Origin of the sequence: Magnetospirillum sp. SS-4 (assembly GCF_902729425.1) — a bacterium.
GTDB lineage: Bacteria > Pseudomonadota > Alphaproteobacteria > Rhodospirillales > Magnetospirillaceae > Phaeospirillum.
On sequence record NZ_LR746530.1, the window covers coordinates 308139 to 332770 of the forward strand.

The 24632-nt window shown below is 68.4% G+C and carries 21 protein-coding genes and 2 tRNA genes; 8 read left to right on the plus strand and 15 right to left on the minus strand.

Features of this window, described 5'->3' with window-relative positions:
* Nucleotides 1-7: 7 nt before the first annotated feature.
* Together MTBSS4_RS20055 and rsmI are read right to left on the minus strand one after the other, a co-directional pair.
* Nucleotides 8-391: a YraN family protein gene (locus MTBSS4_RS20055; RefSeq protein ID WP_173985131.1), complete on the minus strand. Its 384-nt coding sequence runs from the start codon at nt 389-391 to the stop codon at nt 8-10.
* Complete coding sequence (rsmI, locus tag MTBSS4_RS20060) at nt 388-1245, minus strand: 16S rRNA (cytidine(1402)-2'-O)-methyltransferase (protein ID WP_254432679.1); 858 nt, start codon at nt 1243-1245, stop codon at nt 388-390. The genes MTBSS4_RS20055 and rsmI overlap by 4 nt, the downstream gene beginning before the upstream one ends.
* Nucleotides 1246-1508: 263 nt before the next feature.
* On the opposite strand from rsmI, the gene MTBSS4_RS20065 reads away from it, so the two are divergent.
* The gene (locus tag MTBSS4_RS20065; protein ID WP_254432680.1) at nt 1509-2609 is read left to right on the plus strand and encodes a penicillin-binding protein activator; all 1101 of its coding nucleotides are present in this window, start codon (nt 1509-1511) and stop codon (nt 2607-2609) included.
* 22 nt (nt 2610-2631) lie between these two features.
* Here the strand turns inward: MTBSS4_RS20065 and MTBSS4_RS20070 are convergent, their stop codons facing one another.
* The 4 genes from MTBSS4_RS20070 to MTBSS4_RS20085 all read right to left on the minus strand — a co-directional run bounded on the left by MTBSS4_RS20070 (nt 2632) and on the right by MTBSS4_RS20085 (nt 5209).
* A complete protein-coding gene (locus tag MTBSS4_RS20070; protein WP_173985133.1) occupies nt 2632-3033 on the minus strand; it encodes a DUF6481 family protein in 402 nt (133 codons plus the stop codon).
* A 62-nt stretch (nt 3034-3095) separates the two neighbouring features.
* Nucleotides 3096-3170: transfer RNA gene (locus tag MTBSS4_RS20075), tRNA-Gln, on the minus strand.
* A gap of 48 nt (nt 3171-3218) precedes the next feature.
* Nucleotides 3219-4805: a GMC oxidoreductase gene (locus MTBSS4_RS20080; protein WP_173985134.1), complete on the minus strand. Its 1587-nt coding sequence runs from the start codon at nt 4803-4805 to the stop codon at nt 3219-3221.
* The gene (locus MTBSS4_RS20085) at nt 4802-5209 is read right to left on the minus strand and encodes a hypothetical protein (RefSeq protein WP_173985135.1); all 408 of its coding nucleotides are present in this window, start codon (nt 5207-5209) and stop codon (nt 4802-4804) included. The genes MTBSS4_RS20080 and MTBSS4_RS20085 overlap by 4 nt, the downstream gene beginning before the upstream one ends.
* 107 nt (nt 5210-5316) lie before the next feature.
* Between MTBSS4_RS20085 and asnB the strand changes: the two genes are divergently transcribed.
* Nucleotides 5317-7182, plus strand: a complete 1866-nt coding sequence (gene asnB, locus MTBSS4_RS20090; RefSeq protein ID WP_173985136.1) for an asparagine synthase (glutamine-hydrolyzing) — start codon at nt 5317-5319, stop codon at nt 7180-7182.
* 48 nt (nt 7183-7230) lie between these two features.
* Here the strand turns inward: asnB and MTBSS4_RS20095 are convergent, their stop codons facing one another.
* Nucleotides 7231-8328 carry a hypothetical protein gene (locus MTBSS4_RS20095; protein ID WP_173985137.1) on the minus strand — a complete coding sequence of 366 codons (1098 nt, stop codon included), beginning with the start codon at nt 8326-8328 and terminating at the stop codon, nt 7231-7233.
* 283 nt (nt 8329-8611) lie between these two features.
* On the opposite strand from MTBSS4_RS20095, the gene MTBSS4_RS20100 reads away from it, so the two are divergent.
* Nucleotides 8612-8688: transfer RNA gene (locus tag MTBSS4_RS20100), tRNA-Arg, on the plus strand.
* A gap of 68 nt (nt 8689-8756) precedes the next feature.
* Here MTBSS4_RS20100 and MTBSS4_RS20105 read toward each other — a convergent pair.
* On the minus strand, nt 8757-9620 hold the full coding sequence (locus tag MTBSS4_RS20105; RefSeq protein WP_173985138.1) for a glycosyltransferase family 2 protein: 864 nt from the start codon (nt 9618-9620) through the stop codon (nt 8757-8759).
* Between the two features lie 34 nt (nt 9621-9654).
* Complete coding sequence (locus MTBSS4_RS20110) at nt 9655-11439, minus strand: hypothetical protein (protein ID WP_173985139.1); 1785 nt, start codon at nt 11437-11439, stop codon at nt 9655-9657.
* 93 nt (nt 11440-11532) lie between these two features.
* Between MTBSS4_RS20110 and MTBSS4_RS20115 the strand changes: the two genes are divergently transcribed.
* Nucleotides 11533-12360, plus strand: a complete 828-nt coding sequence (locus tag MTBSS4_RS20115) for a bifunctional 2-polyprenyl-6-hydroxyphenol methylase/3-demethylubiquinol 3-O-methyltransferase UbiG (RefSeq protein ID WP_173985140.1) — start codon at nt 11533-11535, stop codon at nt 12358-12360.
* Here MTBSS4_RS20115 and MTBSS4_RS20120 read toward each other — a convergent pair.
* From MTBSS4_RS20120 to rlmN, 6 genes are all read right to left on the minus strand, one after another.
* Nucleotides 12296-13231, minus strand: coding sequence for a transporter associated domain-containing protein (locus tag MTBSS4_RS20120; RefSeq protein WP_173985141.1), 936 nt, complete (start codon nt 13229-13231; stop codon nt 12296-12298). The genes MTBSS4_RS20115 and MTBSS4_RS20120 overlap by 65 nt on opposite strands.
* Nucleotides 13228-13743, minus strand: coding sequence for an rRNA maturation RNase YbeY (gene ybeY, locus MTBSS4_RS20125; RefSeq protein WP_173985142.1), 516 nt, complete (start codon nt 13741-13743; stop codon nt 13228-13230). The genes MTBSS4_RS20120 and ybeY overlap by 4 nt, the downstream gene beginning before the upstream one ends.
* A complete protein-coding gene (locus MTBSS4_RS20130; RefSeq protein WP_173985187.1) occupies nt 13740-14648 on the minus strand; it encodes a PhoH family protein in 909 nt (302 codons plus the stop codon). The genes ybeY and MTBSS4_RS20130 overlap by 4 nt, the downstream gene beginning before the upstream one ends.
* A gap of 56 nt (nt 14649-14704) precedes the next feature.
* Complete coding sequence (miaB, locus tag MTBSS4_RS20135) at nt 14705-16027, minus strand: tRNA (N6-isopentenyl adenosine(37)-C2)-methylthiotransferase MiaB (RefSeq protein ID WP_173985143.1); 1323 nt, start codon at nt 16025-16027, stop codon at nt 14705-14707.
* 147 nt (nt 16028-16174) lie between these two features.
* Complete coding sequence (locus tag MTBSS4_RS20140) at nt 16175-16732, minus strand: hypothetical protein (protein ID WP_173985144.1); 558 nt, start codon at nt 16730-16732, stop codon at nt 16175-16177.
* 161 nt (nt 16733-16893) lie between these two features.
* Entirely contained in the window at nt 16894-17982 is a 1089-nt protein-coding gene (rlmN, locus tag MTBSS4_RS20145) for a 23S rRNA (adenine(2503)-C(2))-methyltransferase RlmN (protein ID WP_173985145.1), read from the minus strand.
* A gap of 104 nt (nt 17983-18086) precedes the next feature.
* Here rlmN and MTBSS4_RS20150 point away from each other — a divergent pair, with 104 nt between their 5' ends.
* The 4 genes from MTBSS4_RS20150 to clpB all read left to right on the plus strand — a co-directional run bounded on the left by MTBSS4_RS20150 (nt 18087) and on the right by clpB (nt 24615).
* Nucleotides 18087-20510 (plus strand): 7TM-DISM domain-containing protein, encoded by a 2424-nt coding sequence (locus MTBSS4_RS20150; protein ID WP_254432681.1) that lies wholly within the window; start codon nt 18087-18089, stop codon nt 20508-20510.
* 66 nt (nt 20511-20576) lie between these two features.
* Nucleotides 20577-21299, plus strand: a complete 723-nt coding sequence (locus tag MTBSS4_RS20155) for a response regulator transcription factor (RefSeq protein WP_173985147.1) — start codon at nt 20577-20579, stop codon at nt 21297-21299.
* Between the two features lie 20 nt (nt 21300-21319).
* A complete protein-coding gene (locus MTBSS4_RS20160) occupies nt 21320-21928 on the plus strand; it encodes a TetR/AcrR family transcriptional regulator (protein ID WP_173985148.1) in 609 nt (202 codons plus the stop codon).
* Between the two features lie 119 nt (nt 21929-22047).
* The gene (gene clpB / locus MTBSS4_RS20165) at nt 22048-24615 is read left to right on the plus strand and encodes an ATP-dependent chaperone ClpB (protein ID WP_173985149.1); all 2568 of its coding nucleotides are present in this window, start codon (nt 22048-22050) and stop codon (nt 24613-24615) included.
* Nucleotides 24616-24632: the final 17 nt, after the last annotated feature.

Here is a 24632-nt window from a genome sequence, read left to right on the forward strand (position 1 = left end):
GCGCAGTCTAGCAGGACTGGGGCCGCCAGGCATCGGGGATATGGCGCGGCAGGCGCCCCGGCGCAACCAGCACGGCGTCGAAGCGGACATGAAGGCCGGCCAGATGGGGACGGCGCGCCAGGAAGGCGCCGGCCGCCCGCTCGATACGGCGCCGCTGGGCCGGACCCAGGGAATCCGCCGCTTCGGCCAGGGTGTGGCGGCTCTTGACCTCGACGAAGGCGATGATCCGGCCGCGCCGGGCCACGATGTCGATCTCGCCGGCGCCCGAGCCGCGTCCGCCGCTCACCCCGCGCGCCAGGATGCGGTAGAATTTGAGCCGCAGCCAGGCCGCCGCCAGAAATTCGGCCATGCGGCCGCGGCGGCGGGCTTCCCGACCCTCTTGGGACTTCATTCCTCGTTACCCCCGCGGAACAGTCTGAGCGCCAGGGCATAGACCTCGCGGCGGGGATGGCCGGTTTCGGCCGCCACCAGGGCGGCGGCGTCCTTCAGCGAGGCGCCGTCGGCGATGGCGGCGCCAAGCCGGGTCTCCAGCTGATCCGGGGCGACGGAATCGGCCTCGCCGGGGCCGGCGACCACGATCACCACCTCGCCGCGCGGCGGCGTCGCGGCATAGCGGGCGGCCAGTTCGCTCAGGAGGCCGCGCCCGACCTCCTCGTGCATCTTGGTCAGCTCGCGGGCCAGGGCGGCCTGGCGGTCGCCCAGCACGACGGCCATGTCGGCCAATGTCTCGGCGGCGCGGTGGGGCGATTCGAAGAACACCAAGGTGGCGGGAACCGCGTCCAGTTCCTTGAGGGCGGCCCGGCGGGCCACCGTCCTGGACGGCAGGAAGCCGGCGAACAGGAAACGGTCGGCCGGCAATCCCGACAGCTGCAACCCGGCCAGGGCCGCCGAGGCGCCGGGCAGGGCGGTGACGTTGATGCCGCGCTCGACGCAATCGCGCACCAGCCGGAAGCCGGGGTCCGAAACCAGCGGCGTGCCGGCGTCCGAGACCAGCGCCACCACCGCCCCGGCCTCCAGCCGGGCGATCAGGGCGGGACGGGCCTTGTCGGCGTTGTGGTCGTGATAGGGGGTAAGATCGGCCTTCAATCCCAGCAATTGCAGCAGCCGGCCGGTGACGCGGGTATCTTCGCAGGCGACCAGGTCGGCGGCGGCCAGCACGTCCAGCGCCCTCAGCGTGATGTCGCGCAGATTGCCGATGGGGGTGGCGACCAGATAGAGGCCCGCCGCCGGTTTACTTCCGGCCATCCTCGGTCTACCCTCTGGCCGATCGGCGATGTCGGCCGTTTCGTCAGAGGAGGGTCCGTTTGCGCCGCTCCGCGTTCCGGTGGCGTCTCGTCGCTGCCTTGCCATTGATCGCCATGTGTCTGGGGGTGTCGGGCTGTCAACAACCGGCAGAGTTATCACCTTGGCTCGGCGGAACCAAGCCCGCATCCGAAACGGCGGCCCCGCCGGTCGTCGCCTCCCTGCCGGCTCCACCGGCCCCGCCTGTTCCGGCCCCGGCTCCGCCCGTGACGCCGTCGCTTCAGCCGCCCCTGCCGGGGTTGCCGCCTCCGCAGCCCGGCATGCCCAAGTCCGAGGTGCGGGCGGCGCTGCTGCTGCCGCTGTCGGGTCCGCAGGCCGCCACCGGACAGGCGCTGTCCAATGCCGCCCAGCTGGCGCTGTTCGAGATGGCCGATTCCAGGTTCAGCCTGATTCCGCTCGACACCAGGGGAAGCGCCGAGGGCGCGGTCGCCGCCACCCAGCAGGCGCTGGCCCAGGGCGCCGACATCATCCTGGGGCCGGTGTTCAGCTTCGAGGTCAAGGCGGCGGCGGCGCTGGCCCGCGAACACGCCGTCCCCATGCTGGCCTTCACCACCGACCGCTCGGCGGCCGGTGCCGGAATCTACGCCATGGGCTTCCTGCCGGGTCCGCAGGTGACCCGTATCCTCGCCCATGCCCGCGACCAGGGCCGCATCCGCATCGGCGTGCTGGCCCGCAGCGACGATTACGGCCGCGCCGTGGCCGAGGCGGCCAGGGAGGCCATCGCCAGCCTGGGCCTGGAACTGGTGGCGCTGGATTATTACGATCCCGCCGCCACCGACTTCACCCAGGTGGTCAAGCGGTTCACCGCCCGCCGGACCGCCGCCTTCGACGCCATCCTGCTGCCCGACGACGGAGTGCGGCTGCGCAACATCTCGTCGCTGCTGTCCTACTTTCTCAGCGAGGGCGCCGATCACGCCTATAAGCCGCCCAAGCTGCTGGGAACCCTGCTGTGGGACGACGCGCGCCTGATCACCGAGCCGTCGCTGGACGGCGGCTGGTATCCGGCGCCGCCGCCCGCCGCCCATCGCGAATTCGAGCAGCGCTATGTCAAGGCGTTCGGCCCGTTGCCGCCACGGGTCGGCGGGGTGGCCGGCATCGCCTACGATGCCGCCGCCCTGGCCGCCGCCCTGGCCCGCAACGGCCTGGGCGACTATGCCAGCGCAACGTTGCAGAACCCCAACGGCTTTGCCGGGGTCGACGGCATCTTCCGGCTGCTGCCGTCGGGAATCGCCGAACGCGGCCTGACGGTTCGTCAGATCGCGCCGCAGGGTTCGTACGAGGTCAGCCCGGCTCCGGCGGCGTTCTGATGCCCATGACGGGGGAAGGAGGCTACTTCCGCGCCTTGCGGGCGGCGTAGCGGGCGTCGCGGGCGGCCTTTTGCTGGGCCTGAAGTGCGATCTGGGCAGCCTCGGCCTCGGCCTCGGCGGCCTCGGCGGCAAGCCGGTCGGCGACGACCTGGGCGGCGGCGGCGTCTTGCGCCGCCTTGCGGTCGGCGATGGCCTGGGCCTTGGCGGCTTCCTTTTCCGCCTTGCGCAGGGCATCGCGCTCGGCGCGGGCGGCGGCGGCGGCCTGACGGATGGCCTGCTGTTCCAGATAGGCCGGATCGGTGACGTCGATCTTGTTGGCCTGCCATTTCTCCAGCATCGCCTTCTTGGCGGCGGCGGCGGCGTTCTTGCGTTCATCAAAGCCGGCAACGCCTTTGCCTTTGCCCGGCTTGTCAACCTTTTGCATGAAATCTCCGTGGTCAGGGCCCAGACCGTGTCCCGGCGGGACACGAGCCCTGCAAGACCGCCTGGCTGGGGCGCCAGGATTCGAACCTGGGAATGCCGGTACCAAAAACCGGTGCCTTACCGCTTGGCGACGCCCCAGCAATGCGGGTCGGCACAATAGTCCGAACCTGGACCGGTTTCAACGCTTCAGCTGCGTTCCGGCAGTTTTGCCGTCGCCAGCCGCTGTCCGATGCGATCGGCGTTGGCCATCATGGTGAAGGTGTGGTGCTTGGCCGACACCCCCGGCAGGGCGGCGCCGTCGGCGATGAACAGGCCGGGGGCGCCGGTCATCTCGCCGCCGCAATCGGTCATCTCGCCCATGGCGAGGCTGCCGGCGTAGTGGACCTCGGTCCCCGGCGAGAACGGCTGGAGCGAGCCCGGCAGCATCCACGCCCCCAGCCGGCGGAAGTGGCGGCCGAGGCCGGCGCCGATCTCCTTCAGCTCGCGGCCGTGGCCGTCGGCGACGCCGCCATTCACCTCCAGCGCTCCGTCCGCCGTCAGCCGGACGCGGTTGCGCGACCACCGCCCCGGCACATAGCCCAGGCCGATCAGCAGCGCCGGCATCAGCAGGCCGAACAGCGACGCTGCTCCGCGCCGGGTCAGCGGCAGGCCGGCGGCCAGGTCGGCCACGGCAAAGCCGTCGGCCTCGTAGAGCGAGCCGAATACCGCATCGCCGGGACCGCCCGGCCGGCGCAGGTCGAACGCCAGTTGCGCCATGCCGAAGCCGTGACCGTCCAGCCCCGTTCCCAGGCGCGACGGCATCACCGCCGCGAAGGCGAAGCAGGGCGCGCTGACCAGCGGCCGCTCGATGCCGATTCGTCCGGTGGCCACCAGGGCCAGCCGGGTGGTGGCCAGGGCGCCGGCCGCCAGCACCACCCGGGGGGCGGAGAAATCGCGCCGGTCGCCGTGACGCAGGTCGCGGGCGGCCACGGTCCAGCCGTCGCCGTCGCGGCGCAGCGTCTCGACCAGCCAACCGGTCTCCAGCCGGGCGTTGGGGTGGCGGAGCAGGTCCTCCACCTCGTCGGCGCTGGTGTAGATGGAGCCCTGCGGACACCCCCACATGCAACCCTTGCACAAGGTGCAGCCCCGCCGCCGTCCCAGGCCGGCCGACAGCACCGCGTTGCGGGCGAGGCCGAGGCGAAAGCCGTCGCCGGTTCCGCCCCGCGCCCGGTAGCGCTCCAGCATCATGGCCGCCGCCCCGGTGGGCGCCAGGGGGGGCTGTAGCGGCAGGCCCACCCCTTGCGCCGTCGCCAGATCGTCGTCGTCGCTGCCCGACAGGCCGATGCGCACCGCCACCCGGCGGTAGGAGTCCGCCAGATCGGAGGGCGAGATCGGCCAGCCCGCCATGTCGGACCGGTCATAGGCGGGCGCCACCGCGCCCCACAGGCTGGACAGCCCGCCCAGGGCGAAAGCCCCAACCTGGCGAAAGCCGGTGGCGCGGATGCGGTTGGCCTCGGCGACGCCCTCGCCGAAACCGGGCGGGGCGGCGGTGCGCAGCTTGGGCGAGGCGAAGCCGACGTCGCGCAGCGCCGACAGCCCGTGGCCCAGCAGGCTGGACCAGCCCTGGTCCGAGGCGCGCAGCGCCGCCAGCGGCGGCCGGTCGCCGGCGGGCCGGTCCAGGCGTTTCGTTCCGGCATCCAGCAGCAGGACCGTCAGCCCCGCCTCCACCAGCGGCCAGGCCGCCGAAATGCCGGCCGGCCCGGTGCCGACGACGATGATGTCGGGCCGGTTCACCAGCGCCGGCCCAGGATCAGGCGGACCGGCATCAGGACGGCTTCGGCCGTGGCGATCAAGGCCAGACGGAGGAGGGCGGCGGCGAGTCCGGATTCCTGGACGGGATGGGTGAGAGCCGCGCCCGGCGGCGTCGCCTCGGCCACCCGCATGGCCAGGGCGAGGCGCTGGGCGAAGCGGGAGGCGTTGCCGCCGCCCCCCACCGGCTCGAAGGCGCGGATCAGGGCGGGAAAGCGATGGACGATGGCGGGAAGAACCAATGGAATCCCGTCCTGGAAGCGTTCGGCCCCGGCGACATAGCGTCGCAGGGCGCCGCGCCCCGGCGGGCGGGCCAGGATGGCGCCCACCAGCACCCGGCCCTCGGCGGCCAGGGCGCGCCGTCGCTCGATCAGGGAGGCCGTGGTCATGGGGCGGGGCTCCAATCCATCCGGCCTCTTCCTTCCCCCGTTTCACGCCGCATTGTCAATCTCTTCCCGCCCGGCTAAGAAGGCGGGGCAATTGGAGCGTCTGGCACATGTGCGGGATTTGCGGCGTCATCGACCTTGCGGGGGTTCCCGCCGCTGGCATGGCGGCACGGGTGGAAGACATGGCCGCCACCCTGGTCCATCGCGGTCCCGACGGCTTTGGCCGATGGTCGGATGCCGGAATCGCCCTGGGGCACCGCCGTCTGGCCATCATCGACATCGAGGGCGGCGCCCAGCCCATGGTGGGGGAATCCGGCCGGGTCATCGTCTTCAACGGCGAGATCTACAACTTCGTCGAGATCCGGGCCGAGCTGGAACAGGCGGGCGAGCGCTTCGCCACCCAGTCCGACACCGAGGTGCTGCTGAAGGCGTTCGAGCGCTGGGGGCCGGATTGCCTGTCGCGGCTGGTGGGCATGTTCGCCTTCGCCGTCTGGAACCCGGCCGACGGCTCGCTGTTCCTGGCCCGCGACCGGCTGGGCAAGAAGCCGCTGTTCGTCGCCCGCGCCGAGGGCCGCATCGCCTTTGCGTCCGAGATCAAGGCGCTGATGCGGCTGGACTGGGTGCGCGACGGCGCCCGCATCGACTACCGCGCCATCAGCGATTTCCTGTCCATGGGCTATATCCTGTCGCCCAAGACCGCCTATGCCAATGTCGAGCAGGTGGAGGCCGCCCATTGGGCGCGCTGGGACCGCTCGTCCCAATCCTGGCGCAAGGCCGAATACTGGTCGTTGGCCGAGGTGGCGCGCGGGCCGAAGCGCGCCGATTCGCCGGCGGTGGACGAGGAGTTTCTTGCCCTGCTGCACGACGCGGTGCGCATCCGCCTGCGCTCGGACGTGCCGGTGGGAGTCCATCTCTCGGGCGGCATCGATTCCTCGGCGGTGATGGCGGTCGCCGCCAGGGTGGCGCCTTCGCCGCCCAAGGCCTTCGTCGCCCGCTTCGACGACGAGGATTTCGACGAATCCGGCTATGCCCGTCTGGTGGCCGCCCATGTGGGCGCCGGGATCGAGACCTGTTCCGGCCTGGAGGATGCCGCCGATCTCGGGCGCATGCTGTGGCATTACGACCAGCCCTTCGCCGATACCTCGCTGGTGCCGTGCTTTCACCTCAACGCCATGGCGCGACCCTTCGCCCGGGTGGTGCTGGGCGGCGACGGCGCCGACGAATTGCTGGCCGGCTATCCCACCTATCTGGCCGACCGGGCCTATGGTCTTTACCGCCATGTGCCGCGCCCGATCCAGCGGGCCGCGTCGTTCCTGGCCGACCGGCTGGTCCGGCCCCGCTACCGCAAGGTGGGCTGGGACTACAAGCTGCGCCAGTTCCTGAAAAGCGGCGGCCTGACCCCCGAGCAGGCGCATTTCTGGTGGCGGGCGATCTTTTCCGAGGACGAGAAGCGCCGCATCCTGTCGCCGGACGCCCTGGCCGAGATCGGCGATTACCGCCCGTTCGACGCCTTCGCCGGTCATTTCAAGGCGGTGGAGGGCGCCGCCGCCGGCTTCCTCGACCGCTCCCTCTACGTGGATATCAAGACCTGGCTGGCCGACGACATCCTGGTCAAGGTCGACCGCGCCGCCATGGCCAGTTCGGTGGAGGTGCGCTCGCCCTTCCTCGACCACCGCATCGTCGAATTCTGCTTCACCCTGCCCGAGACGGCCAAGCTGGACGGCACCCGCCAGAAGGTGCTGCTGAAGCGGGTGATGGCCGGAATGCTGCCCGCCGAGATCATGGCCCGCAAGAAGCGCGGCTTCAATTCGCCCACCCGTCCCTATTGGCGGCCCGATTCCGACATCGGCGGCCATGTGCCGGGCATCTGGGCCGGGCTGGTCCTGGACGCGACCCGGGAAGACGTCACCTTCCGCCGCTTCGCCCTGTCGGTGCTGGCCACCTGGCTGGAGGGGCCGGAGGCGCCCTCCACATGAAAAAGGCCCGCGGTTTCCCGCGGGCCTTCATCGGAATCGCCAGGGCGATCAGCGCACGAAGACCTGCACCTCGGCGCCGCTGACGGCGGGGCTGGTGGAGGAATTGACGCGAACCCGGCTGGCCGGCAGGTTCATGTTGGTCAGCGAGCGCAGCACCGAATCGGCGTTGCGCTTGGCGGTGGAGGCCGCCAGGGATTGCTGGCCGGGGGTGTTGCCCAGCGGCGACACCGCCACCACGTCGAAGGTGGCGTTGGGGCGGCGGTCCAGCGCACTCTTGATGGCGGCGTACAAGGCGGGCTCGTAATTGACGTTGGGACGGTCGAACCGGATGGTGACCAGCGGCGTCTCGCCGGTGGGCATGGCGGCGCGGGCCATGGGGCCGGCGTCGTAGGCGGGGTTCAGGCGATTGTTCAGGCCGCCGCCGAAAATGGCGCCGTTCTTGATGCCAAGGGCCAGGGTGTTGAGGTTCTGCTTTTCGGAGGCGACGTATTGCTGCTGGCGGACAGCGTCGTGGGTCAATTCGCTGAGCAGGCGCTCGACCATCACCACGGTACGGTTGGTCTCGTCCTCAAGGATGCGGAGTTGGCGATGATCCTCGTCCACCGCGCCGGACAGCGAGCGGGCGGCCCGCACCGAATCGAGCAGGAAGGCGGCCATGGTCGAGGACGAGGTGACCTCGTTGGTCAGGCGGTTCATCTTCAGGACGTCGTCGGTGATGCGGTCCAGCTCGCCCTGGGCGGCGTTCCATTGCTGGGTCAGCACCGGGTTGCCGGGGGTGGTTCCCACCTGGAGCCGGGCGTTGATGGCGGCGACGGTGCCGTGATAGCGCTGGGAATCCTGGACCGTCTCGGTCCGGATCTGCTGAAGCGACTGGTTCTGGCGCGACAGGGTCGCCTGCAGCGTCGAAAGGTCGTTGCGCAGCGCCGCCGCCTTGGCCCCGACGAAGGTTCCGGTCGGCGACGCCGCCGTCACTCCGACGGGTTCATAGCTGGACGACCCCAGAACCGGCGGCCCGTTCGTGGTGGCGGACGCCTGGGTGGCATCAATAGTCCCGGATTCCGGGAACAGCATATCCTCGGCAAACGAGCATCCGCTTGCCAGGAGAACCGCACACAATGCTGCGGCATGGGTCTTTTTCAGGGCCATTGGGATAGCTGATCCTTTGGGTTCGCCAGTTCGGACAAGTACCTCCGGGTGCCAGACCATTCACGAGAATGAAAAACGACTGCCCCCCGCAAACTTTGGGGCGGATTTTACGCAAATGACCAGCCCCCCACAAGTAGGCATTTCGGGAGACAGCGCCGGTTTGGAAAAAGACCGCATGGAAATGGACATGACCTTGCGCCGATTTTCAGGCTTGCGGGCCGGCTGGGGTTTGTGTATGGTCCGCGTCCTCGCCGGGCGGCTGGTCCGCACGGCGTTTCGGCAGGCGCCCGTAGCTCAATTGGATAGAGCACCAGACTACGAATCTGGGGGTTGGAAGTTCGAGTCTTTCCGGGCGCGCCATTGAAGGCCCCAGCGGGTAGCCGCCGGGGCCTTCGCCATGTCTGGGGACGGCGGTTTCCGCCCCGCCGTCAGTTCTGGTTCAGGTCGATCTGGCGCAGCATCTCGGCCAGCAGGCCGAGGCCGAACACCACCACGGCGGCGATCAGGGCCTGGCCGGCCAGCATGGCTCCGCCCGCCAGGCCGGCCAGGCTGCCGCCCAGCGCCAGCAGCGCCCCCAGCGTCAGGATCATGGACAGCAGCAGGAACAGCTTCAGCGGGTTGTAGAACACGATCGCCTGGACGATGTACTGCATGGTCCGGAGCGAATCGCGGAACAGGCGGACCTTGGTGGTGCCGATGCGCTTGTGATAGGGCACCGGGATGTATTCCACGTATTTGCGCCGCAGGATGTAGGCCAGCGTGATGGAGGTGGTGAAGCTGAAGGTGTCGCACAGATGGGTGAAGAACGGCGTGATGCTGTCGCGAGAGAACACCCGCAGGCCCGAATTGACGTCGGGCACGGTGCGGCCGCAGGCGAATTCCACCAGCCAGGTCAGAATGGCGCGCAACGGCGATTTCAGCCACGATTCGCGGTAATGGGCGCCGGTGCGGGCGCCCACCACCATGTCGAAGCCCTGGCGGTAGCGTTCCACCAGGGCCGGAATCTGGTCGATGGGATAGGTCCCGTCGGCGTCGGTGATCACCACGGTGTCGTGGGTGGCGGCCGCGATTCCCACCTTCAGGGAATGGCCGTAGCCGATGTTCTGGGGCTTGCGGATCACGCGGGCGCCGGCATTCGCCGCCACCTCGGCGGTGCGGTCGGCGGAACCGTCGTCCACCACGATGATCTCGAAGTCCTGGAATCCGTTCGTGGCCAGGATTTCCCTGACCTGCGCCACGGTTTCGGCGACGGCCCCTTCCTCGTTATAGGCGGGGATGACAACAGAAATCATGGGCGCTCCACGGGTTGTGCGGGGGTAGGCTCGGTCACGGGACCAGCCCGAATCCGATCAGGATCTGGCCGCCGACCGGACGGCGCGGCAGGCCGGCGGGGAACAGGTGGTCCAGATCGCCTGGAATCATCAGGATCATCTTGCGCTGGACCAGGAAGTCCACCACCGTCTGGTTGATTTCAAGGTCGACGCCCTCCTTCTTGGAATGGACGGTGCCCATGCGGAAGCCGTCGAGGGTTCGGCCGGCCTCCAGCCGCCGCACCATCTCGTAGACCACCTCGGTCCGCAGCATGATTTCCTTCATCAGCGGCGGATCGTTGTAGCCGTGCACCGACACCGACCAGAACTGCGACTTGGCGGCGGCGACGTTGGCGGCGGGATGAAAGCTCAGCCGTGGGGTTCCGTCGCTGTAATTGCCGATCTTGCCGGGATGGTCGCGATAGATGGACAGGAACTGGAAATCGGGCAGCGGTTGCAGGGATTTCCACGCCCGCCAGGTGTCGTCGTCGGCGAAGACCAGGGTGCTCCAGCTGCCGTAATGGGTGAAGCCGACCTTGTCGATCCAGGCCGGTCCCACATAGGTATTGCCGATGCGGGTGGCCAGGAAGGCCATCAGGATCAGCGGAACCGCCAAGGCCGGGCTGATCCGGCCGGACGGGGCGACGGCCCGGCGATGGCGCCACCAGGCCGACAGGACCACCGCCCCGCCGATGCCGGTCGCCAGGGCGGCGTGCAGCGGAAACGGGCGCAGGGCCACCAGGGCCAGCACCACGCCCACCTTCTCGTACCAGGCCAGCCGGGACTCCCTCAGCGCCAGCACCAGCCCGGCGGTCAGCGCCAGCCAGATGAAATACTTGGTCGCCTGCGGCACCGACAGCATGATCAGCAGCGGCACCGGGAACATGCGGTCAAGGCCGAACGGATAGACCAGCATCGCCAGCCAGCCGCCGCCGGTGACGACGATCAGCGACCACAGCAGCGCCCGCACCGTCGGGTCGGCGGTCCGCCGCGCCAGCCAGCCGGCGAACACCAGCCCGGCCGGCAGCAAGATGTTGGTCAGCAGCGGCTGATAGGTGAACAGCCCGTCCTCTTCCTCGCGGATGATCAGCATCTTCAGCATGGAATGTTTCTGGTCGGCCGGAATGCTGGTGGTGGTGGTCGCCGCCATGTAGCCGATATAGCCGAGCGGCAGCATGATCCACAGCACGGCGCGGCGCGGCAGCGATTTGTCCAGCAGCATCCACAGCCCCAGGGCCGGGACGATCAGGATGTTGCCCTTGGGCGCCACGGCGACGCACAGGGTCGCCAGGATGGCGGCCAGGGCGGGACGGCGCAGCATGGCGACGAACAGCGCCGCCATGCCGAGGATATGGCCGATGCCGGTGGGGGTGGGGGTGATGAAGCTGAGTGGCGTCGCCCGCGAGCCCTCGACCAGCTTGGTGTAGAAGAAACAGCTGACCAGCCCGGCCAGCAGGGCCAGAACCCGGTCGCCGTTGGCCAGGCGGTGGCGGATGGCGGCGACGGCCAGCGCGAACAGCAGGGAATTCAGCACGACGTGCAGGCTGAACCCGATGGCGTCGTTCTCGATCCGCAGTTGGGTGAGGTGCAGGAACGGATAGAAGATCGACGCCCGCATGTAGGTCGAGTTCTGCATGTGGATGTCGAGCGGGAACAGGGCCGGGTCGCGGGCCTTGGCCAGCATGGGCAGGTAATGCTGGTAGGGGGGGATGTAGCCGAAATAGGTGACGGCCACGAACAGGGCAAAGGCCGTCAGCATCAGGGCGGTCTCTAGCCGCCTGTCCCCCGGACCGAACATCATCGCATCTCCCGCGCGCACGAAACCTTTGCGCCCCATCCGGGCATCGGGCAAAGTCGCGCCGACGCCAACCAATTCAAGCGGGGCAGGATACTCATGTCCGTTTCACCGGTCCAGCAAAGCCGTTCGAGCGAATGGGCCGAACAGTGGTCCATGTTCGCCGACAACGAACGCTTCCTGTTCGAGGAGTGGATACGCCCCGCGACCACCGAGGTCTTTCGCGGCAAGGACGTGCTGGAATGCGGCTGCGGCGGCGGCCATCACACCGCCATCATGGCCGAGACCGCCGCCTCGGTGACGGCGGTCGATCTCAATTGCGCCGATCTGGCCCGCGGCCGCTGCGCCGGGCTGGCCAACGTGGACTTCGTCGACGCCGATCTGGCGGCCATGGATCTGGGCCGGCAATACGACGTGGTGATCTGTATCGGCGTCATCCATCACACCGACGATCCCGACGCCACCTTCCGCAATCTGTTCCGCCACTGCAAGCCGGGCGGCACGGTGATCATCTGGACCTACAGCGCCGAGGGCAACGCCATGGTGCGCTATGGCGTCGAGCCCATCCGCAAGCTGTTCCTGCGGGGCATGTCGCGTTCCGGTCTGGTCTGGCTGTCGCGGCTGATCACCCTGATGCTCTATCCCATCGTCCACAGCGTCTATCGGCTGCCGCTGAAATGGCTGCCCTATTGGGAGTATTTCGCCAATTTCCGCCGCATGGGCTTCGGCCGCAACGTGCTGAACGTGTTCGACAAGCTGAACGCCCCGCAGACCCATTTCACCACCCGGACCAAGGCCGGAGAGTGGATGAGTCCCGAGCGGTTCGAGCCGGACAGCATTTCCATCCAGCCCTATGTGGGGGTCAGCTGGAGCCTGGTGGGGGTGAAGCGGGCGCCGGTCCCATCCGGCGCACCCGCACCCGCTTGACCCGGCGGGGGTCGGCGTCCAGCACCTCGAACTCCAGGCCGGCGGAATGGGTGATCAGTTCGCCTCGCGACGGCACCCGGCCGGCGACGAAGAACACCAGCCCGCCCAGGGTCTCGACCTCTTCCCGCTCCTCCTCGGTGAGCACGGCGCCCATGGACGCCTCGAACTCGGCGATGGCGGTGCGGGCGTCGGCCTCGATGCTGCCGTCGGCCAGGGCCACCAGATCGGGCTCCTCGTCCTCGTCGTGCTCGTCCTCGATCTCGCCCACGATCTGTTCCACCAGGTCCTCGATGGTCACCAGTCCGTCGATGCCGCCGTACTCGTCGACCACCAGGGCGAGATGGGCGCGCCTCAGCCGCATTTCCAGCAGCAGGTCGGTGACCCGCATGCTGGGCGCCACGAACTGCACCCGCCGCGCCAGGCGCGGCAGGTTGAAGGGCTTGTCCGGCTGCCCCATCACCTCCAGCAGGTCCTTGATGTGAACCATGCCGATGACGTCGTCCAGGATGCGGCGGTAGACCGGCAGGCGGGAATGGCCGCATTCGATGAACAGGCGGATCAGGCCGTCCAGCGATGTCCCGGCCTCGACCGCGATGATGTCGGCGCGCGGCACCTTGACGTCCTGGGCGGTGACGTCGCGCAGGTGCAAGATGTTGCCGAGCAATTGGCGCTCGTGATCGTCGATGGGGATTTCGGCGCTGTCGCGATCCTCGATCAGCTCTTCCAGCGCTTCCCGGACGGTTTCGCCGTTCCTGGGGCGCCTGCGCGACCGCAGCCAGCCCCGGACCGCCCCCAGCAGCGACGTGTCGCCGCCGATTCGCCGTGACGTCGCCCCGCCATCGCGGGGCAAGGTACTGCCGGAATCGTTCATGATCCTTTCTCTTTCGACTGGTCGTCATAGGGGTCGGGAATGCCGAGGGAGGCCAGCAAGGTGGTCTCCAGCGCCTCCATCTCGTCGGCGTCGCGGTCGTCCTGGTGGTCGAAGCCGACCAGATGCAGGATGCCGTGGATCACCAGGTGGCTGAAATGGTCGGCCAGCGGCCGGCCCTGCTCGGCCGCCTCACGCGAGACGGTCTCCCAGGCCAGGACGACGTCGCCCAGCAGCAGGGGCGCGCCCTCGGCCAGCGGCGCGTCCTCGTCGTCCAGCGAGGCGAACGACAAGACGTTGGTGGGGGCGTCCTTGCCGCGCCAGTCGCGGTTGAGCCCCCGCACGGTGGCGTCGTCGGCCAGGACGATGGACAGCTCGACCACGCCGCCGGGCAGCTCGACCGCCTCCAGCGCGGTGGCGGCGAGGCGGCCGCAGCGGGCCTCGGAATCGGGCAGCGCCAGGGTCCAGGCGGGACAGTCGATGGCGACCGAGACGTCGATGGTGGTTCCGGTCATGGGGCGGCCTTGTCCCTGCGGGCGCGGTCGGCCTTGTCGTAGGCGCGGACGATGCGGGTGACCAGATCGTGGCGGACCACGTCCCGGTCGGTGAAGCGGATGAAGCTGACGCCCTCCATGCCGTCGAGGATGTCGATGGCGTCGGCCAGACCGGACCGCACTCCCGGCGGCAGGTCGGTCTGGCTGGGGTCGCCGGTCACCGCCATGCGGGAATGCTCGCCCATGCGGGTCAGGAACATCTTCATCTGCATGGTGGTGGTGTTCTGGGCCTCGTCCAGGATGATGAAGGAATTGGCCAGGGTGCGGCCGCGCATGAAGGCCAGCGGCGCCACCTCGATCTCGCCGGCCAGCAGCTTCTTGGCGACCTGGTCGCCGGGCAGCATGTCGTAGAGCGCGTCGTAGAGCGGCCGCAGATAGGGATCGACCTTGTCCTTGAGGTCGCCGGGCAGGAATCCCAGCCGCTCGCCGGCCTCCACCGCCGGCCGCGACAAGATGATGCGGTCGACCTCGCCGGCGATCATCATGGCCACCGCCTTGGCCACCGCCATGTAGGTCTTGCCGGTTCCGGCCGGTCCCAGGCCGAAGGTGAGATGGCTTTTGTCCAGCGCCCGGATGTAATCCGCCTGCATGGGGGTGCGCGGGGCGATGTGGCGCTTGCGGGTGCGGATCACCAGTTCGCCGGCGGTGTCGGGCACCTGACCGACCATGCGCATGGCGGAATCGACGTCGGCGGTCTCCACATGGCCCTGGCGGCGCGCCAGATCGTACAGGGAATCCAGGACCGCCGCCGCCTCGCCGGCCAGTTCGGCCGTCCCCGAGATGGAGATGGTGTTGCCGCGGGCGTCCAGGGCGACGCCAAGACGGCTTTCGATGCGGTCCAGGTTGGCGTTGTGGGGGCCGAACATCACCTGGGCCAGGGCGTTGTCGGGATATTCGCGCGTTACCGGGGCGGAGGCGTCGGTCACGCCGGAATTCCTTCCAGCGAATTGGGGTGGACCCTGGTGATGCGAAGGCGGGCGATGCCGCCGAGCGCGAGGGAGGAATCCCCCATCCTGACGTGGACCGGCTGCATGTAGGGCGAGCGGCCCAGCAACTGGCCCTGGTGGCGACCGGGCCGGTCCAGCAGCACCCGCATCTCGCGGCCGACGCAGGACTGGTTGAAGGCCTCGGTCTGCCGAAGCAGCAGGGCCTGCAATTGGGCCAGCCGCTCCTCCTTGACCGCCTCCGGGACCTGATTGGGCATCAGGGCGGCCGGGGTGCCGGGGCGAGGGCTGTACTTGAAGGAATAGGTCTGGACGAAGCCCACCCGGCGGACCAGGTCCATGGTGTCCTCGAAATCGGAATCGGTCTCGCCGGGAAAGCCGGTGATGAAGTCGGACGACAGCGCCAGGTCGGGCTGGGCCTGCTTCAGGCGGTCCACCAGCCGCAGATAGGCGGCGCGGTCGTGGCCGCGATTCATCGCCTGGAGAATGCGGTCCGACCCCGATTGCACCGGCAGATGCAGGAACGGCATCAGCCGCGGCACCTCGGCATGGGCGGCGATCAGGTCGTCGTCCATGTCGCGGGGGTGGGACGTGGTGTAGCGGATGCGCTCGACGCCGTCGATTTCGGCAAGGGCGCGGATCAGCCGGCCCAGGGTCCAGCCGTCGTCGTGACGCCAGCCGTTGACGTTCTGGCCAAGCAGGGTGATCTCGCGCACGCCCTGGGCGGCCAGGCCGCGGGCCTCGGCCAGAACGGCGGCGGCGGATCGGGAATACTCGGCGCCCCGGGTATAGGGCACCACGCAGAAGGTGCAGAACTTGTCGCAGCCCTCCTGCACCGACAGGAAGGCGCTGCTGCCCTCGGCGCGGGTTTCGGGCAGGAAGTCGAATTTGGGCTCCAGCGGGAATTCGGTGTCCAGCACCGCGCCGCCGGCCCGGGACGCCCTGGCCACCATCTCGGGCAGGCGGTGATAGGTCTGCGGCCCCAGCACGATGTCGACGAAGGGGGCGCGGCGCAGGATCTCCTCGCCCTCGGCCTGGGCGACGCAGCCGGCCACCGCCAGGATCATGCGGCCGCCGCTTTCGGCCTTGGCGGCTTGCAGCTTCCTCAGCCGGCCCAGTTCCGAGAACACCTTCTCGGCGGCCTTCTCGCGGATATGGCAGGTGTTGAGGATGACCATGTCGGCATCCTCGGCGCCGTCGGCCGAGGTATAGCCCAATGGCGCCAGAACGTCCGCCATGCGGGCGGAATCGTAGACGTTCATCTGGCAGCCGTAGGTTTTTACGAAAAGTCGTTTGGCCAATGTCGTTTATGGGGCGAAGGATGCCCGCTCCTTTACCCGTCGAGGCTAGGCAGCAATCGCGTCCAAGTCAAGATTTCCCCAAGGCCTCCTGTCCGACATGATCCGGGCGATCCCACGGTCTTTCCAGGGAAGGGGCCCGCCGGCCGTCTACGGCTTGCCGCCGCGGGAGATTTCGCGCAGCAAAAACAGCTGCATCCCGCCCAGTACCGTCCCGACGGGAAACGCGAACAGGCTGATTCCCGAATACAGCGTCGCCGACACGGTGCCCAGCCCGCGTTTCAAGCGCAGGCCGATCCACCACGGCACGCCGCCAAGCACCAGGAAGATCATCAGCATGGACAAGGAATAGGCGGTTTCGTCGGCGGAAGGCGAATCGGCTGGAGACATCGCCAGCGACGCGGCGAGCCACAAGGCGGCCGCCACCGAAACCAGGGACTGCCCCCGGAAAAGCCAGACCAGAAGCTTCCGCTTGCGGGGTTCCGCGGAGCCTCCGTCCGCCAGGTGGCGAATGTCGCCCCGCTCCAGCCAGCGGCCAAGCGCGATCACGGCGATTCCGGCCCCCACGAGCGCCAATCCCTCGGCCGCCACCAGCGGCCAATAGGCCTGAACGGAGGGATCGCCGGCCATGTCGAGAATGCGCCATGCGTACACTACGGCCGCGACGACGCCGATCGCCCAGCCCGCCAGTCTGACGAAACGTCCCATTCCCCCCTCCCGCGCCGATTTCTAACCGGAACCTTCCATACGAGCGGTCCATCCGTCCCCGGTCGGTGGGAGAATAGCCCGGCCTCAGCCCAACCGGAAGGCGGAAAAGGGGCGCTGGCCGTACCGGCGGGTTTGCCGCCGACGGACGTCCCAAGGCCCCGTCACGACGCCTGCCGCCGCCGCAGCGAGTCGGAGCGCAACTGGCCGCAGGCGGCCAGGATGTCGCGGCCGCGCGGCATGCGGATGGGGGCGGAATAGCCGGCGTCCTGCAAGATGTCCGAGAACGCCTTGACCGTCTTCATGTCCGAGGTCTCGAACTCCGATCCCGGCCAGGGATTGAACGGGATCAGGTTGAACTTGGCCGGCAGGCCCTTGACCAGCCGCAGCAGGGCGCGGGCGTCGGCGGCGGAATCGTTGACGTCCTTCAGCATGATGTATTCGAAGGTGATGCGCCGGGCGTTGGAGGCGCCGGGATAGTCGCGGCAGGCCTGCATCAGCTCCTTCAGCGGATATTTCCGGTTGATGGGCATGATGCGGTCGCGCACCTCGTCGGTGACGGCGTGCAGCGAGATGGCCAGGTTGACCCCCAGCCGCTCGCCGCAGACCTTCATCATTGGCACCACCCCCGAGGTGGACAGGGTGATGCGGCGGCGCGAGATGCCGATGCCTTCGCCGTCCATCAGGATTTCGAGCGCGGTGGCGACGTTCTCGAAATTGAACAGCGGCTCGCCCATGCCCATGACCACCACGTTGGACAGCATCCGCCCGGAATCGTCCGGGGTCGGCCATTCGCCATAGGCGTCGCGGCCGGCCATGAACTGGCCGACGATCTCGGCGGCGGTGAGGTTGCGCACCAGTTGCTGGGTGCCGGTGTGGCAGAATCGGCAGGTAAGCGTGCATCCCACCTGGGTGGAGATGCAGACCGAGCCCCGGTCCTCGTCCATGTCGGGAATGAACACCGTCTCGGCCTCGTTGCCGTCGTCGAAGGCCAGCAGCCACTTGCGGGTGCCATCGCTTGAGATCATCTCGCGCCCCACCCTGGGGCGGCGCACCTCGTAGAGTTCGGCCAGCCGGGCCTGCATTGTCTTGGAGATGGACGACATGGCGGCGAAGTCGGTTTCGCCGCGATTGTACATCCAGTGCCACAATTGCTTGGCGCGGAAGGGCTTCTCGCCGATTTCCGCCATCTCGGCGGCAAGCTCGGCGCGCGACAATCCGATCAGGGTCTTCTTGGCGGGCGGGGTGTCCATGATCGGAACACATAAGGTGGCGCCGTCCAAGACGCAATGGCTTCGATTGCGCGCGGCATCGCTTCGGTGTACCGGTGAGGGTGCAAGCGGAGATTCGATACTCCATGGTCAAGATCCGTTCCGTCCTCCTGGCGGCCGTCCTGCCGATCATCCTCGCCGTCGCGGGGCCGGCCGCCGCCGCTCCGGTGGTCCTGGACGAGCGCGCCTCCCACGCCGACCTGGCCGGCCACATGGAGGTGCTGCGCGACGAGAGCGGCGCCCTCGCCATCGACGACATGCAGCGGCCCGAGATCGCCCGGCGCTTCCAGGCGTTGCCCGGCGACCTGGCGGCCGGCTTCGACCGCTCCGCCTACTGGCTGCGCTTCCAGGTGACGCGCGTCCCGGCGGCTGACCGGCGCTGGTATCTGGACGTCCGCATGCCCTATCTCGACCATGTCACCCTCTTCGTTCCCGAAAGCGGCGGGCATGCCGGCGCGGTGAGCACCGGGGACCGGACGCCGTTTTCCACCCGGCCCGTGCCCCATCGCACCTTCGTCTTCGAGACCCCGATCGACGCCGATGGCCCGCAAACCTTTTATCTGCGGGTCCAGACGACCAGCAACGTCTCGGTCAGCGCCAAGCTGTGGTCGAAAGGGGAATTCGGCAAGGAGGCGGCAAGGGAATACATCATACTTGGCCTTATAAACGGCTGTATGACCTGTATAATTATCTATTCTCTGTACCATTACAGATCGAAGCGCGACCCGGTTTACGCATATTACATTATATACATTACCGCGACACAGGCGCTCTATACCTCATCCGGGGGCCTGATGTCGCAGTATCTGGTTCCGGATGCCCCCCTGATCGCCGACGCGGCGTTCGGGGCCTCGTTTTGCATCGTCACCGCCAGCGGCCTTCTGTTCGGCGCCCGATTGATGGATCTCGGGCGGCACGCGCCTTGGATCGACCGCCTGAGCCACTGGGCCGCCGGTTTCTTCCTCCTGGCGTCGCTGTCCGTCCTGGCCGACCGCTATTACGTGGTGTCCAACGCGGTGCAGGCGACGGCGCTTGGCCTGCTGGTCATGATCAACGTGCTGGCGGTGGCGCGGATGATTCGCGGCGACAGGGTCGCCATGTTCTTCCTGGCGGCGTTTCTGGTCTACCTGATCCTGGTGGCAATGATGATGTTGCGGGCCCTGGGCCTCTACGTCACTCCCGCTTCCACCAACATCATCGCCCAGGCGGTGGCGGTGCCGCACATGCTGCTGCTCAGCCTGGGCCTGCTGCATCGCAGCGCCGGCATCGAGGCGACCCGCCTGGAAACGTCGCGCCGGGCCGAGCGCGAACTGGAGGCGCGGGTGGCGCAGCGGACGATGGAGCTGGCCCAGACCAACGCCAGCCTGGCCGCCGAGATCGCGGTTCGCCGCGTCGCCGAGAGCCGGCTGCGGGAGAGCGAGCGGCAGGTCAGGGCCATTCTGGACGCGGCGCCGTTTCCAATGGTTGTCGCCGGCTATCCCGACGGCCGCCTTCACTTCGTCAACCAGCCGGCGACCGAGTTTCTCGGCGTCGACGGGGACCGGGCCCTGTCCATGCGGACCGAGGATTTCTACGCCGACCCGTCCGAGCGCAGGCACTTCCTGATGAAGCTGGCGGAAACGGGCGGCATCCTGGGAGCGGAGCTGCGCATCCGCCGCGTTCCCGACGAAATCCGCTGGGTGCTGCTGTCGGCGGTCCGCTTCACCTATCGCGACCAGGACGCCATCCTGATCTGCCTCAACGACATCTCGACCCGCAAGCGGCTGGAGGAGACCCTGCGCGAGGCCAGCCTTCGCTCGGAGGCGGCGCTGGAGGCCGGCCGCCAGTCCATGCGGGAGCAGCGCAACTTCCTGTCCATGGCATCGCATGAATTCCGGGTGCCGCTGGCCATCATCGAGGCGGCGTCGCAATTGCTGGGCATCTACACCCGCGACGACGACGAGGCCCAGGACGAAGTCGCCAAGATCGGCCGGGCGGTGCGGCGCATGTCCGAGCTGATCGACGTCTGCCTGGCCGACGACCGCCTGGATTCGGCATCGTGGTCGCTGTCGCTGTCCGAGGTGGACCTGACCCGGCTGCTGTCCGAGCTGTGCGAGGACAAGCGCCCCTTCGCCGGCGACCGCCGCCTGACCCTGGTCGCCGACGCTCCGCAGGTGGTCGACGCCGATTCCACCATGCTGCGGGTGGGATTTTCCAATCTGATCGACAACGCCCTGAAGTTCTCGCCGCCGACCTCGCCCATCGAGATTCATGTTCGCGGCGACGGCGACGGCGTCATGGTCGGCATCACCGATCATGGCCCCGGCATCGCCCTGGACGAACAGCCGCGCATTTTCGAGAAGTTCTACCGCTCCACCCGCTCGGACCGGGTGCGCGGCGCCGGCCTGGGGCTTTACATCGTCCGGCGGATCGTCGACCTTCACGGAGGCAGCATCGCCGTCAACAGCCTGCCGGGCGAGGGTGCCACCTTCGTGGTCTGGCTGCCGGTTCGTTCCGAACGCCCAGGGTAACCCTTGATTGTAATCATCCCGCCTGTATGATGGCGCCTCGGGTATGGGCAAATCTGGCGCGTGGGCATGATCAACGTCATCGTGGTCGAGGATGATCCGGACCTTTGCGGCTCCATCGTCCGCTATCTCTCCCTGGTGGGGATGTCGGTCCAGCGGGCCGGGTCCGGCGGGGAGCTCGACGCGGTGATGGCGACCTTCGTCCCGGATCTGCTGGTGTTGGACATCAACCTGCCGGGCGAGGACGGCTTTTCCATCGCGTCGCGGCTGCGTTCCAAATCCAAGGTGGGGATCGTCATGCTGACCGCCAGGGGACAGCTGGACGACCGGGTGCTGGGCCTGACCGCCGGCGCCGACGCCTATCTGGTCAAGCCGGTGCAGTTCCGCGAGCTGGAGGCGGTGATCCACAGCCTGGTCCGCCGCATGCGCGACGCCCAGCCCGACGACAAGGCCGAACCGCGCGAGGAGAATCACCGCACCTGGGGTTTCGACGCCGCCAGCTGGTCGCTGATCACCCCGGCCGGCCGCCAGGTGCCGCTGACCAACGCCGAATACCGGGTTCTGCAAACCCTGACCCAGGAGCCGGGCGCCTCGGTCTCGCGCGAGGACATCGCCGCCGCCCTGGGCAAGCCGGTCGGCGGCTACGACGACCGCAGCATCGACGCGGTGATGGCGCGGCTGCGCCGCAAGGTGCAGACCGCCACCGGCGAGGTTCTGCCCATCCGGGCGGTCCGCTCGGTGGGCTATGTCTTCGCCGCCCAGGTGGAGCCGGTCGTCCGCAACGAATCCTGACCCGGAGAGTTCCAAGGATCATGGCCCGGACCATCGGCTCGCACGGGCCAAAGACCATGGAGGCCATTCGCAAGGCCGGCCTGAAGCTGATCTACGAGCACGGCTTCGAGGCCATGAGCCTGCGCCAGCTCGCCTCGGAGGTGGGGATTCAGGTCGGCTCGCTCTACAACCACATCACCACCAAGCAGGACCTGCTCTACGACCTGATCAAGGTCCACATGGAAGAGCTGTTCCAGCAGTTCGACGCCGCCATGGCGGCGGTCGAGACCCAGGGGCCGGTCGGGCGCCTGAAGGCCTTCATCGCCTTCCACGTCACCTATCACATCCTGCGCAAGCGCGAGGTCTTCATCGGCGCCTCGGAACTGCGCAGCCTCGCCCCCGAGCATTACGAGGAGATCGTGGCGCTGCGCCGCCGCTACGAGCGTCATCTGATCGAGATCCTGCGTCAGGGCGAGGCGCAGGGGCTGTTCCGCTGCGGCGACGCCAGCGTCGCCGCCTATGGCATTCTGGCGATGCTGACCGGGGTGTGCACCTGGTTCCGCCCCCACGGTCGGCTGAGCAAGGAACAGGTGGCGGAAACCTATTCCGATCTTGTGCTTCAGGGGCTGATGCTGCCCCCCGAGGCGTAGGGAACGCCCACCGGCTTGCGGGATGTGGAATCCACGCCATATCAATCCGTGACCATTCGACAGGGAGGGGGGCTGCCATTCCGGGGCCTTCGTCCTGCCGCTCATCGACGAGGGCAATCATGGATTTCGAGAAATTCACCGAGCGCTGCAAGGGCTTCATTCAGTCGGCCCAGACCATGGCCCTGCGCCGTGGGCACCAGCGACTGACCCCGGAACATCTGGCGCAGGTGCTGCTGGCCGACAAGGAGGGCCTGGCCGCCAACCTGATCCGGGCCGCCGGCGGCGACCCCGTCCTGGCGCTGAAATCGGTGGAGGCGGCGCTGGATCGCCTGCCCAAGGTGGAAGGTCCCGGCGCCGGCGGCGTCCACCTGACGCCGGAACTGGCGCGGCTGTTCGATCAGGCAAGCCAGATGGCCGACAAGGCCGGCGATTCCTTCGTCACCGCCGAGCGCCTGCTGCTGGCGCTCGCCCTGGCGGCCGGCACGCCCTCGGCCAAGGCGCTGGCCGATGCCGGCGTCACCCCCCAGGGCTTGAACCACGCCATCGAGGACGTGAGGAAGGGCCGCAAGGCCAATTCATCCTCGGCCGAGGACGGCTACGACGCCTTGAAGAAATACGCCCGCGACCTGACCCAGGCGGCCAGGGACGGCAAGCTGGACCCGGTGATCGGCCGCGACGAGGAAATCCGCCGCACCATCCAGGTGCTGAGCCGGCGCACCAAGAACAATCCCGTCCTGATCGGCGAACCCGGAGTCGGCAAGACCGCCATCGTCGAGGGACTCGCCACCCGCATCGTCAACGGCGACGTTCCCGAAACCCTGAAGAACAAGCGCCTGATGGTCCTCGATCTCGGCGCCCTGGTGGCTGGCGCCAAGTTCCGGGGCGAGTTCGAGGAGCGCCTGAAGGCGGTGCTGACCGAGGTCACCTCGGCCAGCGGCGAGGTCATCTTGTTCATCGACGAGATGCACACCCTGATCGGCGCCGGCGCCGCCGAGGGCTCCATGGACGCCTCCAACCTGCTGAAGCCGGCCCTGGCTCGCGGCGAGCTGCACTGCATCGGCGCCACCACGCTGAACGAATACCGCAAGCATGTGGAGAAGGACGCCGCCCTGGCGCGGCGTTTCCAGCCGGTGTTCGTCTCGGAACCCGGCGTCGAGGACACCATTTCGATCCTGCGCGGCCTGAAGGAGAAGTACGAGCTTCACCACGGCGTGCGGATCAACGACGGCGCCCTGGTGGCGGCGGCGACCCTGTCGAACCGCTACATCACCGACCGCTTCCTGCCCGACAAGGCCATCGACCTGGTGGACGAATCCGGATCGCGCCTGCGCATGCAGATCGATTCCAAGCCCGAGGCGCTGGACGAGCTGGACCGCCGCATCGTCCAGTTGAAGATCGAGCGCGAGGCGCTGAAGAAGGAAAGCGACGCGGCGTCGCGCGACCGCCTCGGCAAGCTGGACGTGGAACTGGCCCAGCTGGAGCGCGAATCCTCGGACATGTCGGAGCGCTGGCGGGCCGAGAAGGACAGCCTGGCTGATTCCACCAAGATCAAGGAACGGCTGGAGGAAGCCCGCCTGGAACTGGCCAACGCCGAGCGCGCCGCCAACTGGGCCAGGGCCGGCGAGCTGAAATTCGGCGTCATTCCCGACCTGGAACGGCGGATCGAGGGCGGCGGCGAGGGTGGCCAGCGTCTGCTGACCGAGACGGTGACCGAGGAGCACATCGCCTCGGTGGTGTCGCGCTGGACCGGCATTCCGGTGGAAAAGATGCTGGCCGGCGAGCGTGAGAAGCTGTTGGGCATGGAAACCCGGCTGCGGTCGCGGGTGGTGGGCCAGCAGGAGGCGCTGGTGGCGGTATCCAACGCGGTCCGCCGTTCGCGTGCCGGACTCCAGGACCCCAACCGGCCCATCGGCTCGTTCCTGTTCCTGGGGCCGACCGGCGTCGGCAAGACCGAGCTGACCAAGGCGCTGGCCGAATTCCTGTTCGACGACGAGGCCGCCATGGTCCGCATGGACATGTCGGAATACATGGAAAAGCACTCGGTGGCCCGCCTCATCGGCGCGCCGCCCGGCTATGTCGGCTACGAGGAGGGCGGCGCCCTGACCGAGGCGGTGCGGCGCCGGCCGTATCAGGTGGTGCTGTTCGACGAGGTCGAGAAGGCCCATCCCGACGTGTTCAACGTGCTGCTCCAGGTGCTCGACGACGGCCGCCTGACCGACGGCCAGGGCCGCACCGTTGATTTCCGCAACACCTTGATCGTGCTGACCTCGAACCTGGGCTCCGAGATTCTCGCCAACCAGGAGGAGGGCCAGGATTCCAGCGCGGTCCGCGCCAGCTTCCGGCCGGAATTCCTCAACCGCCTGGACGAGATCCTGCTGTTCCACCGCCTGGGACGCGGCGACATGGCCGGCATCGTCCAGATTCAGCTGGGCCGGCTGCGTTCCCTGCTGGCCGACCGCAAGATCGTTCTCGACCTGGATGCCGCCGCCACCGAATGGCTGGCGGAAAAGGGCTACGATCCGGTCTATGGCGCCCGGCCGCTGAAACGGGTGATCCAGCGGGCGTTGCAGAACCCGTTGGCCAGCCGCATCCTGGAAGGCGGCGTCAAGGACGGGGACACCGTGCGCATCTCCACCGAGGGCGGCGCCCTGACCATCGACGGCCGCCCGGTGGAAATGGGAATGTAGGGGCGGCCCCGTCCACC